Source organism: Microbacterium sp. CIAB417 (assembly GCF_022788845.1).
This window is the reverse complement of the sequence record NZ_JAHZUT010000006.1, coordinates 275319-289114: the sequence shown is the minus strand read 5'-3', so window position 1 is coordinate 289114 and position 13796 is coordinate 275319. Positions and strand designations below refer to the sequence as shown.

The following is a 13796-nucleotide window of genomic DNA, read 5'->3' as shown; positions in this document are numbered from 1 at the left end:
AGGACGCCAGGAGGCATACGGTGAGCGTCATGGAGACCCTGCGCCTGATCGTCGTGTTCGTCCACCTCATCGGCTTCGCCGTGCTCTTCGGAGCCTGGGCCGCCCAGGCCTTCGGCGGCAAGCGTCAGTTCACGCGCCTCATGGACTGGGGCCTCGCGATCGCCGGTATCGCCGGACTCGCGCTGGCCGCGCCGTGGGGCATCTCGTACGACCTCAACTACGTCAAGATCGGCGTGAAGCTCGTCGTGCTGCTCGCGATCGGCGCCATGCTCGGCATCGGTTCCGCGCGTCAGAAGCGCGGAGAGGCCGTCCCGCCCGCGGTGTTCTGGCTCGTCGGCGTGCTGACCCTCGCGAACGCCGGCATGGGTCTGCTCTGGCGCTGACCCCGCCCGCGGGAACCGCAACCATCCCCGCTCGTTGAGCGAGCCCGCGCGCAGCGCGCGCGAGTCGAAACGGGCCAGGCGGCCGGGAACCGCGTTTCGACTCGCTCCGCTCGCTCAACGAACGAGGGAAGGCGGCTCGCTCAACGAACGAGAAGAGGTCGGCCCGATCAGCCATCCCCGCTCGTTGAGCGAGCCCGCGCGCAGCGCGCGCGAGTCGAAATGGGCCAGGCGGTTGGGCACCGCGTTTCGACTCGCTCCGCTCGCTCAACGAACAGGTGGGGTGGGCTCGTTCGACGAACGAGGTGGGGGTCGGCTCGCTCAACGAACGAGGTGGCGCGGGCTCGCTCAACGGCGCGGCGGAGCCGTGCTCTCGCGGATCACGAGCTCGGTGCCGATCAGCGGCACGGGCGCGGGGGCGTCGCCGCCCAGCTCGGCGAGCAGCAGGTCGACGGCGGCCGCGCCCACCCGCTCGGGATGCTGCTGGACGGTCGTCAGCGGTGGCCACAGCTGCGCGGCATCCGGCAGCCCGTCGAAGCCGACGATGCTCACGTCCCCGGGGACATCCCTGCCGATCTCGCGGAACGCCCGCAGCACGCCAATCGCCATCTGGTCGTTCGCCGCGAACACCGCCGTCACCTCTGGTTCGTCGCGCAGCCGCACACCGGCGCGATACCCCGATTCGGCGGACCAGTCCCCCACGAGCGCCTCGGGCACGAGGCATCCGCGGTCCTGGAGCGTGTCGTGCCAGGACTGTCGCCGTCGCTCGGCCGAGTAGGACCGAGCGGGACCGGCGACGTGCCAGACGGTCTCGTGCCCGAGATCGAGCAGATGCTCGGTCGCGAGGCGAGCGCCCTGCGCCTGGTCGGTGTCGACGAACGGACGAGAACCCGCTCGACTCGAGTCGACGAAGACGACCGGGACGCCGGACGGGATCTCGACGTCGGACTCATCGAGCTGGTGCGCCTCGATGACGATCACGATGCCGTCGACGGCATGCTCCTCGAGCCGGCGGAAGGCGCCGGCCACAGTCTCGGAGGCGTTGGACTCCACCGGGATCAGCGTCAGGGCGTATCCGGCCTGCGCCGCCCGCACCGCGATCGCGTCGAGCGTGCGCTGATTGCCGTAGGAGCTGAACGAGAACATCACGACGCCGATCGCGCGGAACCGCCCAGAGCGCAGGGCGCGCGCCGCGCTGTTGGGCCGATAGCCCAACCGCTGCATGGCCGCCTCCACGCGAGTTCGTGTGGCCGCGCCGACGTACCCTCGGGCGTTCACGACCCGCGACACCGTCTGCCCTGAGACGCCCGCTTCGCGCGCGACGTCCTCCATCGACGGTTCACGACGGCGCTGCGGCGACTCTGCCGATGGCTCCTGGGACACGATCACCCATCCGTTCATGTGTTGACGTTGACACACTAGCATCGGATCGCATATGTTGACGTTGACATACCGGCGCACCTCGCGCCGCCGACTGAAGAAGGTTCGTCGATGACGACACAGCTCGCCGCAGCGCCAGCGGCCACCGGCGCTCCCCGCCGCGAACGACGCGACTGGAAGGGATGGGCCTTCGTGGGCCCGTTCATGGTCGTGTTCGCCCTGGTGTTCCTCACGCCCCTGCTCTATTCGCTGTACCTGAGCTTCTTCCAGGACAAGCTCGTCGGAGGGACCGCCTTCGTCGGCTTCGACAACTACGTGCGCGCCCTGACCGACCCGCAGTTCTGGGAGGCCTTCGGACGCGTGGCGATCTTCCTGGTGATCCAGGTGCCGATCATGCTCGCCCTCGCCCTCGCCGCCGCCCTCGCCCTGGACAGCGCGCGCCTGCGCGGAGCCTCGTTCTTCCGCATCCTGATCTTCCTGCCCTACGCGGTCCCCGCGGTCGTGGCGGTGCTCATGTGGGGCTACATCTACGGCGACCAGTTCGGGCTCACCGCGAACATCAACGACTTCCTCGGCATCGACGCGATCACGCCGTTCGCGAAGGAGTGGATGCTCGTCTCGATCGGCAACATCGTGACGTGGGAGTTCGTCGGCTACAACATGCTGATCTTCTACTCCTCGCTCAAGACCATCCCGACCGAGATGTACGAGGCCGCGTCGCTGGATGGCGCCGGCGCGTGGCGGACGATCTTCTCGATCAAGATCCCCTCGGTGCGCGGAGCCCTCGTGATCGCGACGATCTTCTCGATCATCGGCAGCTTCCAGCTGTTCAACGAGCCGAACATCCTGCGCCCGCTGGCTCCCAACGTCATCACGACGTACTACACGCCGAACATGTACGCCTACAACCTGTCGTTCGCCGGGCAGCAGTTCAACTACTCGGCCACCATCGCGATCATCATGGGCGTCATCACGGCCGTGATCGCCTACGTCGTGCAGCTGCGCGGCTCGAACCCGGAGGTGCGCTAGATGGCACTCCCCCTCGCCCGCGACGCCCGCCGGTCGAAGGACCCGCTGAACCCGCGGAAGTCCAAGACCCTGCTGATCGTCATGATCGTGTACGCCCTCTACACGCTCATCCCGCTGGTGTGGCTGCTGTTCGCCTCGACCAAGACCCAGTCCGGCCTGTTCAGCTCGTTCGGCCTGTGGTTCGCGGACGACTTCGCGTTCGTGGACAACCTGGTGGAGACGTTCACCTACCGCGACGGCATCTTCCTGCGCTGGCTGGGCAACACGCTGCTGTACGTCGTCATCGGCGCCGGCGGCGCGACGCTGCTGGCCACGATGGCCGGGTACGGCCTGGCGAAGTACCGCTTCCCCGGCCGCCGCGCGGTGTTCGCGGTCGTCCTCGGCGCGGTCGCGGTACCCGGGACGGCTCTGGCGGTCCCCACCTTCCTGCTCTTCAGCGAGCTCGGCCTCACCAACACCCCGTGGGCCGTGATCATCCCGTCGCTGATCAGTCCCTTCGGGTTGTACCTGATCTGGGTGTTCGCCTCGGAGTCGGTGCCGACCGAGCTGCTGGAGGCCGCCCGCATCGACGGCGCCGGCGAGTTCCGGACGTTCTTCACGATCTCGATCCGCCTGCTCGCTCCCGGCATCGTGACGGTGGCGCTGTTCACCGTCGTCGCGACGTGGAACAACTATTTCCTGCCCCTGATCATGCTCTCCGACCCGGCCTGGTATCCGCTCACGGTCGGGCTGAACCAGTGGAGCGCTCAGGCGATCGGCGCGGGATCGCAGCCGATCTACAACCTCGTGATCATGGGCTCTCTGATCACGATCATCCCGATCGTGATCGCCTTCCTCCTGCTGCAGCGCTTCTGGCAGTCCGGCCTGACGGCCGGAAGCGTCAAGCAGTAACCTCCCACCCCTGCACCACCCTGAAAGGAAACAGCGATGAAGCACCTTCCCTCCCCCGCCGCACGGCGGACCCTCCTGGCCATCGGCGCCGGAACCGTCGCCGCCCTCGCGCTGGCCGGCTGCAGCGCCGGCGGCGATGACAGCGCAGGCGGCACCGGCGACGGCTCGTTCGCGTCGGTCGAAGCCGCCCTGGAAGCCGGCGGCGAGATCACGTACTGGTCGTGGACGCCCTCCGCCGAGGCGCAGGTCGCCGCGTTCGAGAAGGAGTACCCGAACGTCACGGTGAACCTCGTCAACGCGGGCACCAACAACGACGAGTACACCAAGCTCCAGAACGCGATCAAGGCCGGCTCCGGAGCGCCCGACGTCGTGCAGATCGAGTACTACGCCTTCCCGCAGTTCGCGCTCACGGACGCGTTCGTCGACCTGTCCGCGTACGGGTTCGGCGAGTTCGAGGACGACTACACGGCATCCACCTGGAACTCCGTCACCGACGGCGACGCGATCTACGGTCTGCCGCAGGACTCGGGCCCCATGGCGCTGTTCTACAACAAGGCCGTGTTCGACGAGCTGGGCCTGGCGGTTCCGACCACGTGGGACGAGTACTACGAGGCCGCGAAGGCCATCCACGCCGCCGACCCGAACGCGTACATCACGAACGACATCGGCGACGCCGGCTTCGCGACGAGCATGATCTGGCAGGCCGGCGGGCAGCCGTTCCAGACCAGCGGCACCGACGTGACCATCGACCTGCAGGACGAGGGCTCGGTCCGCTGGACCGAGAACTGGAACCGCCTCGTCGAGGAGGGCCTGGTCGCCCCGACCTCGAGCTGGAGCGACGAGTGGTTCCGCGGTCTGGGCGACGGCAGCATCGCGACGCTCGTGATCGGCGCCTGGATGCCCGGCAACCTCATCTCCGGCGCGCCCGACGGTGCCGGCGACTGGCGCGTCGCCCCGATGCCGACCTATGACGGCGAGCCGGCGAGCGCCGAGAACGGCGGCGGCGGTCAGGCCGTGACGAAGCAGAGCGAGAACCCCGAGCTGGCGGCCGGCTTCCTGTGGTGGCTGAACAACAGCGAGGAGAGCGTCGACATCTTCCTGGAGTCCGGCGGCTTCCCGTCCACCACCGCGAACCTGAGCGACGAGGAGTTCCTCGCCGACGCGCCGGAGTACTTCGGCGGCCAGAAGATCAACGAGGTGCTCGCCGCCGCGGCCGATGACGTCGTCGAGGGCTGGAGCTACCTGCCCTACCAGGTGTACGCCAACAGCATCTTCGGCGACACCGTCGGACAGGCCTACCAGAACGGCACCGACCTGAACGACGGCCTGACCGCGTGGCAGGACGCCCTCGTCCAGTACGGCAACGAGCAGGGCTTCGCCGTCAACAAGTAAGCACCATCGGGCCGGGGTGCGCGCGCAGCGCACCCCGGCCCCCTTCTTCTGAAAGCACGATCCGTGAGCACCTTCTCCATCGGCGACACCGACTTCCTCCGCGACGGCCGCCCCCACCGCATCCTGGCCGGCGCCCTGCACTACTTCCGCGTGCACCCGGACCAGTGGCAGGACCGCATCCGCAAGGCGCGCCTGATGGGGCTCAACACGATCGAGACCTACGTCGCCTGGAACGCCCACGAACCGCGGCGCGGCGAATGGGACGCGACGGGCTGGAACGACCTCGGACGCTTCCTCGATCTCGTCGCCGCCGAGGGCATGGACGCCATCGTCCGTCCCGGACCCTACATCTGCGCCGAATGGCACAACGGGGGCCTTCCCACCTGGCTCGACGCCGACGAGCGGACGCTGCGCTCCTCCGATCCCGCCTACCTCGCGGACGTCACGGGCTTCCTCGAGCGCGTGTACGAGATCGTCGCCCCTCGTCAGATCCACCGCGGCGGCCCGGTCGTGCTCGTGCAGATCGAGAACGAGTACGGCGCGTACGGATCCGACAAGGCCTACCTCGCCGAACTCGTCCGGGTCACGCGCGCGGCCGGCATCGAGGTGCCACTGACCACGGTGGATCAGCCCACCGATCGCATGCTCGCGGACGGGAGCCTGCCCGAGCTGCACCGCACGGGCTCATTCGGCTCCCGCGTGCCCGAACGGCTCGCCACGCTGCGTGCGCACCAGCCGACCGGTCCCCTGATGTGCTCCGAGTTCTGGGACGGCTGGTTCGACTGGTGGGGCGGCGTGCACCACACCACCGACGTCTCCGCGGCCGCTTCGGACCTCGACGCGCTGCTCGCCGCCGGGGCCTCGGTCAACATCTACATGTTCCACGGCGGCACGAACTTCGGCCTCACCAACGGCGCCAATCACAAGGGCCGCTACCTGCCCCTGGTCACCTCGTACGACTACGACGCCCCGCTCGACGAAGCCGGCAATCCCACGGCGAAGTACTTCGCCCTGCGCGACGTGATCGCGAGATACGCACCCGTTCCGGACGAGGTCCCGGATGCCGCGGCATCCGTCCCCGTCTTCACCGCCGAACTGCACCCGGCGGGCACGTGGACGGATGCCGAGGCCACCGCCCCGGCGACGGAGGAACCCGCGACCTTCGACGACCTCAGGCACCTGAGCGCCCTGGTGCGCTACGACGCGGAGCTGCCGCAGGGGTTCCGCGGCGGTCTGCTGCGCTTCGACGAGGAGATCCGCGACCTCGCCTGGGTCAGCGTCGACGGCCGGCGCGTCGGAACGCTCGCGCGCACGCGCCACGACCGCGCGATCGCACTGCCGCCGGGACGGCGGCTCAGCATCCTCGTCGAGGATCAGGGACGCGTGAACTACGACCACCGCCTCGGCGAGCCCAAGGGGATGATCGGCGCTCCGCTGCTCGACGGCCACCCGCTGCACGGCTGGCGCTCGACGCCCCTGGACGTCGCGGAGATCGCCGCTCGCGTCGAGGGCGAACAGCCCGCGGGGAGCGGAGCGATGGCCTACACCGCCGACTTCGCCCTGGACGGGGCCTCCGACCTGTTCCTGGACACCGCGTCCTGGAGCAAGGGCTACGCGTTCGTGAACGGGTTCTTCCTGGGGCGCTACTGGCGCAACGGTCCTCAGCGCACCCTGTACGTCCCCGCTCCGGCCACGCGCGCCGGGACCAACCGACTGGTCGTGCTGGAGCTGGAGCACCTTCTCGAGCCCGTGGCCTCCTTCGTGGACACCCTGGCCCTCGGCGACCTGGAGGAGTGACCCGCCGCGCGCTGATCCCGCACCGAGCGCACCCGCGGGCGTATGATCCGGTGTGCTCTTTCCCCACACGAGCACCACGGAGGGATCCCTGATGAGTTCTGCCACGAAGCCGGCGAACCCCCGCTCGCGCGTCATCACCGCGAGCCTGGTCGGCACCACGATCGAGTTCTACGACTTCTACGCCTATGCCACGGCGGCCGTGCTCGTGTTCCCTGTGCTTTTCTTCCCGAGCGACAACGACACCGCGTCCCTGCTCGCGTCGTTCGCCGTGTTCGGCGCCGCCATGGTCGCCCGGCCGATCGGCGCCGTCGTGTTCGGCCACTTCGGCGACCGGTTCGGCCGCAAGGCGACCCTGGTGGCGTCCCTGCTCACGATGGGCATCGCGACCTTCGCGATCGGCCTGCTGCCCACCTTCCAGGTGATCAACTGGGTCGCCCCGCTGCTGCTGCTCATCCTGCGCCTGGCCCAGGGCTTCGCGCTCGGCGGCGAATGGTCCGGCGCCGCACTGGTCGCGACCGAGAACGCCCCGGCCGGCAAGCGGGCCTGGTACGGCTCCTTCCCGCAGCTGGGCGCCCCGCTCGGCTTCATCATCGCGAACGTGCTGTTCCTCGCGATCAACTGGCTCCTGCCGCACCCCGAGGACCCCGCACTGAAGTCCGAGGCGTTCCTCGCCTGGGGCTGGCGCATCCCGTTCCTGTTCTCGGCCGTCATGGTGATCATCGGTCTGTGGGTGCGCCTGCGGCTGGTCGAATCGGACACCTTCAAGAGAGCCGAGCAGAAGGGCACGATCCGCAAGCTTCCGCTCGCGACCGTGTTCCGTCACCACTGGAAGCAGCTGATCCTGGGCACGTTCATCATGCTCGCGACCTACGTGCTGTTCTACCTGATGACGAACTTCACGCTCACCTACGGCACCAAGGCCGCGGATCTCGAGACCGCGTCCGCCGCGGCGCAGTCCGCCGCCGAGGCGACCGGAAAGGCCTTCGATCCCGTCGCCTTCGCGGCCCAGTTCTATCCGGGTCTCGGCTTCGGCTACACCGACTTCGTGCTCATGCAGATCATCGGCGTCGTGTTCTTCGGGATCTTCACGCTGCTGTCCGGGCCGATCGCCGACGCGGTCGGGCGTCGCAAGCTCCTGCTGTGGGTCACCGGCGCGATCATCGTGTTCGGCCTGCTGTTCAACACGTTCCTTCTCCCGCAGGCCGATCCGAAGTTCACCGGGGCCCTCACGCAGGCGTTCCTGGTCTTCGGGTTCATGCTCATGGGCATCACGTTCGGTCCGATGGGGGCGCTCCTGCCGGAGCTGTTCCCGACGAACGTCCGCTACTCGGGCTCGGCGATCGCGTACAACGTGTCGTCCATCCTCGGGGCCGCGGTCGCGCCGTTCATCGCGGTCGCCTTGTGGGCCGCCGTGGGCGGCGAGCCGTGGCTCGTCGGCGTCTACCTCTCGGCGATGGGGGTGCTGACCTTCGTCGCGCTGATCTTCACACCGGAGACGAAGGATCACGACTACGAGGCCGATCTCGGCGTGGGAGCGACGCTGTAGCTTCAGTACCTGGCGAACACGCGGCGCGCGGCTCCGTCCAGCACCATCGTGCCGCCGTACGGCAGGATCCACTGCGGCCGGGTGTGCCCGAACGGGACGCCCACGCAGACGACGGCATCGCGGTTGTAGCGCGAGACGGTCTCGATCACGGCATCCCGCTGCGCCTCGCGCAGCGCCAGGGCCTCCGCAGCGGAAGGCTGGAACTCGAAGTCGCTGACCGGCGGCCGCGCCACGACGACGCCCGCGACGGCCGCCAGGATGCCGCGCTCACCGAGCCCGCGCAGCCACCGCGCGACCCACCCGGCACTCGGCCGCTCCTCGCTCGTCTCAAGGAGCAGGATCGCCCCCTCCAGGTCCGACGCCGGCGGCAGTCGGTCGACCCAGGCCAGGCCGTCGAGCACCTCCAGGCATCCGCCCCACGTCCGTCCTTCGACGCGACGCTCGGGTCCCGCCCACGTCCAGGGTTCGGTCGGCGTGCGGTCGCCGTATTGGGTGAGGGCGCGCGGGTCCTCCCAGCGGCGTCCGACGTCCTCGGACTCCCCCGGCTCGGTGATCTCGAGCTCCCCGCCGTCCAGCAGCGCGGCCCGCAGGGAGCGCAGGTGGATGTCGTCCACGTCGGGTCCGGGGCCGAGGTGCACGGCCGTCGAGCCGCCGTGGTAGCCGGGGACGCCGAGACCCCACAGCCAGTTGAGGATGTTGGTGTTGTCGCTGTAGCCGACGAACGGCTTCGGGTCCGCCTGAGCCAGCTCCGGAGTCAGATGCGGCACCACGAGCATCTGGTCGTCCCCGCCGATGGTCGCGAGGATGGCCCGGATCGACGGGTCCGCGAAGGCCGCGTCGACGTCGGCGGCCCGTGCCTCGGGGCTCGCGTCGAGCAGCCGGGTGGTCGGATACTCCACCGGGATCAGGCCGGTCAGCGCCTGCAGGCGCCGCAGCGCCTGCTCGTGCAGCACGGGAGCGACCGCCGGCGCGGCGAAGGCGGGCGACAGGACGGCGACGCGGTCGCCCGGTGAGAGCGGGGAGAGCTGCAGCATCCGTCCAGTCTGCCAGCGGCGAACATCGTCAACAGGACTTGACGCGCGACCGCGGGTCAACATATGTTGACTTGCGGAGGTCCCCATGAGCATCCGAACCGCTGTCGCCACCGATCCCGAAGGCGAGCCGATCGCCGAACTGCACCGCCTCGCCGGCATCCGCCGCGAGATCGCCCGCGCCGAGGAGGCTCAGGTCCGCCGCGCGCGCCTGGGCGGATACTCGTGGCAGGCGATCGCCGGAGCGCTCGGAGTGACCAAACAGGCCGCGCACAGGAAGTACGGTCGTAGGTAAACCCTTCTCCCGAACTCGAGGTCACGCATGTCCCGCACGGCGCCCGCACGCCGACGCGGCCGTGGCGCGCCGCAGGATGGTCCGCGCGCCACGTTCCGCCAGCTGCTCCCCTTCCTCTTCGAGCACAAGCGCACGCTCGTCGTCGTCGCCGTGCTCAGCGTCTTCGGCGCCGCCACCTCGCTCGTGCAGCCGCTGCTGGTCGGCCAGGTGATCGAAGCCGTGCAGTCCGACGGCACCATCGGCGTGCTCGTGTGGCTGCTCGTCGGCTTCGTGATCGTGTCCTCGATCATCTCCGGCTACCAGCACTACCTGCTGCAGCGCACCGGCACCGCTGTGGTGTACTCCTCGAGGCGCAAGCTCATCGCCCGCATCCTGCATCTGCCGATCAGCGAATTCGACGCGCGCCGGACGGGAGACCTCGTGTCGCGCGTGGGGACGGACACCACGCTGCTGTACGCCGTGCTGACTCAGGGTCTGGCGGATGCCGTGGGCAACGCGGTCCTGTTCGTCGGCGCCCTGATCGCGATGCTCGTCATCGATCCCGTCCTGCTGCTGCTCATCGTCGTCGTGATCGGAGCGTCCGTGGTCGTGGTCGTCGCGCTCAGCGGACGGATCCGCGAGGCATCCATGGCGCAGCAGGTGAAGGTCGGAGAGCTCGCCTCCGGTGTCGAGCGGGCGGTCGGCTCGATCCGCACCGTGCGCGCGTCGGGCGCCACCGAGCGCGAGACGGACTCCGTGTCGCAGCTCGCGAGCCAGGCCTACGGCCTCGGCGTGCGCATCGCGAAGGTGTCGGCACTGGTCGTCCCGATCGCCGGGATCGCCCTTCAGCTTTCGCTGCTGGTCGTGCTGGGCGTCGGCGGATTCCGGGTCGCGGCGGGTACGATCTCGATCGCCGCGCTCATCACGTTCATCATGTTCCTGTTCATGCTCGTGATGCCGCTGGCGTCGACGTTCGGCGCGATCACCTCGGTCAACCAGGCTCTCGGCGCCCTCGGACGCATCCAGGAGGTGCTCGACCTGCCCCGGGAATCGGATGCCGACGTCGAGACCGCCGCCGCGATCGGTCGCGAGGCCGTCGTCGGCGATGCACCGGCGCTGGAGTTCCGCGACGTGCGCTTCCGGTATCCGGATGCCGTCGTGGCGGCACGACGGGCCGCTGCGACCGAGGTCCACGGCCTGCTCGTCGACGCGCATCTGGAGCGCGACCTCGACGAGACCGATCTCGATGCGGGCTCGGACCGTGAGGTGCTGCGCGGGGTCTCCTTCGCCGTCCCGCGCGGCGCCCGCGTCGCCCTGGTCGGCCCGAGCGGCGCCGGCAAGAGCACGGTGCTGGCCCTCATCGAGCGCTTCTACGATCCGACCGGAGGCTCGATCCGGCTGGACGGTCATGACATCCGCACGTACGCGCGTGCTGACCTGCGGGCGCGCTTCGGCTACGTCGAGCAGGATGCCCCGACGCTCGCCGGCACGCTCGCCGACAACCTCCGGCTGGCCTCGCCCGCGGCATCCGATGCGGACTGCGAACGCGTGCTGCGCGCCGTGAACCTGGGCGACGTACTGGAACGCGGCCCGCTGGGCCTTCACACCCCGGTCGGCGAGGACGGCGTCATGCTCTCGGGAGGCGAGCGTCAGCGTCTCGCGATCGCCCGTGCCCTGCTCACGGAGGCGCCGATCCTGCTGCTGGACGAGTCGACCTCATCGCTGGACGGCGTCAACGAACAGCGCATGCGCGAGGCCATCGACGCCGTCGCCACCGACCGGACGCTCGTCGTGATCGCGCATCGGCTGTCGACCGTCGTGGACAGCGACCTCATCATCGTCCTCGAGGACGGCGAGGTCGTGGGCCAGGGGACGCACGCCGAGCTGATCGAGTCGACGCCGCTGTACCGGGACCTCGCCCGCCACCAGCTTCTCGCCTGACGCCGCGGCGTCGTCCCGTTTTCCCAGGCAATCCATCCCCTCCCAAACCGGACAGACCCCGTCGTGTTTACGAGACCTCTCGTTATACGCGTGAATACCGAGAGGTCTCGTCACTGCGGAGAGGTCTCACGGGGCTAGGGAGAAGTCTCGTGCAGACGGCCAGGGGCGTGAGGCAGTCGGGGGGCGGAAGGACGCGACGGCGGGATGCCGGGAACCACTCAGCCATGGGTTCGTCCCCGTCATCCCGCCGTCGCGGGTCTGCGGTGCGCTCAGCTCGCGCGGTCGAGCCGGTAGCGCAACGAAGCGAGCTCGGCGCGCAGGGCCGCCGGCAGCCGGTCGCCGAACATGTCGTAGAAGCGCTCGATGCCCTCCGCCTCGCTCCGCCAGGCGTCCGGGTCCACCCGGAACAGCTCTTCGATGTCGGCATCCGGGATGTCGAGGCCGTCGAGGTCGAGATCTCCGGCGAGCGGAAGCCGGCCCAGCGGGCTGTCGACGGCGGCCACCTGCCCGTCGATGCGGCGAATGATCCAGTCGATCACACGCGCGTTGTCGCCGAACCCCGGCCACAGGAAACGGCCGTCGTCACCGCGGCGGAACCAGTTGACCTGGAAGATGCGCGGTGCGCGATCGAACCGCAGCCGGCGCCCGACGTCGAGCCAGTGGGCGAAGTAGTCGCCCATGTTGTACCCGCAGAAGGGCAGCATGGCGAAGGGATCGCGACGAAGTTCGCCGACCGTGCCCTCCGCGGCGGCGGTGCGCTCCGACGATATCGTGGACCCGAGGAAGACCCCGTGCGCCCAGTCGGTGGCCTCGACGACCAGCGGCACGTTCGTCGCGCGGCGCCCTCCGAACAGGATCACGTCCAGCGGCACGGCCTCCTCCCAGTCGTCGGAGATCTGCGGGCACTGGGCCGCGGCGACGGTGAAGCGGGAGTTGGGGTGCGCGGCCGGACGCCCGGATCCGGGCGTCCAGGCCTTGCCCTCCCAGTCGATGAGGTCGCTCGGCGGCGTGTCGGTCAGCCCCTCCCACCACACGTCCCCGTCCGGGCGCAGGGCGACGTTCGTGAAGATCGTGTTGCCCCACAGCGTCTCCACCGCGGTGACGTTCGTCGCCTCCCCGGTCCCCGGAGCGACCCCGAAGAACCCGGCCTCGGGGTTGATCGCCCAGAGCCGGCCGTCCTCCCCCGGGCGGATCCATGCGATGTCGTCGCCGATCGTCTCGACGCGCCATCCCGGGATCGTCGGGCGCAGCATCGCGAGATTGGTCTTGCCGCACGCCGAGGGGAAGGCCGCTGCGACGTGGTACGCCCGCCCGTTCGGGTCGATGATGCGGATCAGCAGCATGTGCTCGGCCAGCCAGCCCTCATCGCGAGCGATGACGGATGCGATGCGCAGGGCGAAGCACTTCTTCGCGAGGATGGCGTTCCCGCCGTATCCCGAACCGTAGGAGTACACCTCGAGCGTGTCCGGGAAGTGCACGATGTACTTCTCGTCGTTGCAGGGCCACGCGGTGTCCTGCTCGCCTGGTGCCAGCGGCGCCCCCACGGTGTGCACGGTGCGCACCCACGGGGCTCCGCCGGCGATCTCACGGGTCACGGCGTCGCCGACCCTGGTCATGATGCCGATGGATGCCACGGCGTATGCGCTGTCGGTGATCTGCACCCCGATGTGCGAGAGCGGGCCGCCGACGGCGCCCATCGAGAACGGGACCACGTACATCGTGCGCCCCCGCATGGAGCCGGCGAAGAGGACGTCCATCTTGGTGCGCATGGCCCCGGGCTCGGCCCAGTTGTTGGTGGGGCCGGCGTCCTCCTCGCGCTCGGAGGCGATGAACGTGCGTCCCTCCGTCCGGGCGACATCGCTCGGATGGGAGCGTGCGAGGTAGGAGCCCGGGCGCCACTCCGGGTTGAGCTTGATGAGCTTGCCCTCGTCGACGAGCCCGCGCAGAAGAGCGTCGTTCTCGGCACGCGAGCCGTCGACCCAGTGCACGGCGTCCGGCTGCGTCAGTGCGCGGATCTCCTCCACCCAGGCGCGCAGATCCGCCATCGCCGGGGTGTCGTACGTCGGCGCCTGCCCCAGCGTCCGCGCCGGCCCGGCCGGTGCGGTGCGGAAGGTGAACGTCTCAGCGATGGCCAT

Annotated in this window: 11 protein-coding genes; 8 read left to right on the top strand and 3 right to left on the bottom strand. The window is 69.4% G+C overall.

The window, feature by feature from the left end:
- The first annotated feature begins 29 nt into the window (after positions 1 to 29).
- A complete protein-coding gene (locus KYX17_RS24920) occupies positions 30 to 383 on the top strand; it encodes a Fe-S protein (RefSeq protein ID WP_243230830.1) in 354 nt (117 codons plus the stop codon).
- A 345-nt stretch (positions 384 to 728) separates the two neighbouring features.
- On the opposite strand, the gene KYX17_RS24915 is transcribed toward KYX17_RS24920, so the two are convergent.
- Positions 729 to 1712, bottom strand: a complete 984-nt coding sequence (locus tag KYX17_RS24915; protein WP_243230906.1) for a LacI family DNA-binding transcriptional regulator — start codon at positions 1710 to 1712, stop codon at positions 729 to 731.
- Between the two features lie 159 nt (positions 1713 to 1871).
- On the opposite strand from KYX17_RS24915, the gene KYX17_RS24910 reads away from it, so the two are divergent.
- From KYX17_RS24910 to KYX17_RS24890, 5 genes are all read left to right on the top strand, one after another.
- A complete protein-coding gene (locus KYX17_RS24910; protein ID WP_243230829.1) occupies positions 1872 to 2789 on the top strand; it encodes a carbohydrate ABC transporter permease in 918 nt (305 codons plus the stop codon).
- Positions 2790 to 3680 carry a carbohydrate ABC transporter permease gene (locus KYX17_RS24905; protein WP_243230828.1) on the top strand — a complete coding sequence of 297 codons (891 nt, stop codon included), beginning with the start codon at positions 2790 to 2792 and terminating at the stop codon, positions 3678 to 3680.
- 36 nt (positions 3681 to 3716) lie between these two features.
- Entirely contained in the window at positions 3717 to 5072 is a 1356-nt protein-coding gene (locus KYX17_RS24900) for an ABC transporter substrate-binding protein (protein WP_243230827.1), read from the top strand.
- A 63-nt stretch (positions 5073 to 5135) separates the two neighbouring features.
- A complete protein-coding gene (locus tag KYX17_RS24895; RefSeq protein ID WP_243230826.1) occupies positions 5136 to 6869 on the top strand; it encodes a beta-galactosidase family protein in 1734 nt (577 codons plus the stop codon).
- 91 nt (positions 6870 to 6960) lie between these two features.
- Positions 6961 to 8415 (top strand): MFS transporter, encoded by a 1455-nt coding sequence (locus tag KYX17_RS24890; RefSeq protein WP_243230824.1) that lies wholly within the window; start codon positions 6961 to 6963, stop codon positions 8413 to 8415.
- A gap of 2 nt (positions 8416 to 8417) precedes the next feature.
- Here the strand turns inward: KYX17_RS24890 and KYX17_RS24885 are convergent, their stop codons facing one another.
- Positions 8418 to 9449 (bottom strand): LD-carboxypeptidase, encoded by a 1032-nt coding sequence (locus KYX17_RS24885; RefSeq protein ID WP_243230822.1) that lies wholly within the window; start codon positions 9447 to 9449, stop codon positions 8418 to 8420.
- Positions 9450 to 9534: 85 nt separating this feature from the next.
- Between KYX17_RS24885 and KYX17_RS24880 the strand changes: the two genes are divergently transcribed.
- Entirely contained in the window at positions 9535 to 9741 is a 207-nt protein-coding gene (locus tag KYX17_RS24880) for an AsnC family protein (protein WP_243230820.1), read from the top strand.
- Between the two features lie 27 nt (positions 9742 to 9768).
- The gene (locus KYX17_RS24875; RefSeq protein ID WP_243230818.1) at positions 9769 to 11661 is read left to right on the top strand and encodes an ABC transporter ATP-binding protein; all 1893 of its coding nucleotides are present in this window, start codon (positions 9769 to 9771) and stop codon (positions 11659 to 11661) included.
- A 269-nt stretch (positions 11662 to 11930) separates the two neighbouring features.
- On the opposite strand, the gene KYX17_RS24870 is transcribed toward KYX17_RS24875, so the two are convergent.
- Positions 11931 to 13796 carry a phosphoenolpyruvate carboxykinase (GTP) gene (locus KYX17_RS24870; RefSeq protein ID WP_243230815.1) on the bottom strand — a complete coding sequence of 622 codons (1866 nt, stop codon included), beginning with the start codon at positions 13794 to 13796 and terminating at the stop codon, positions 11931 to 11933.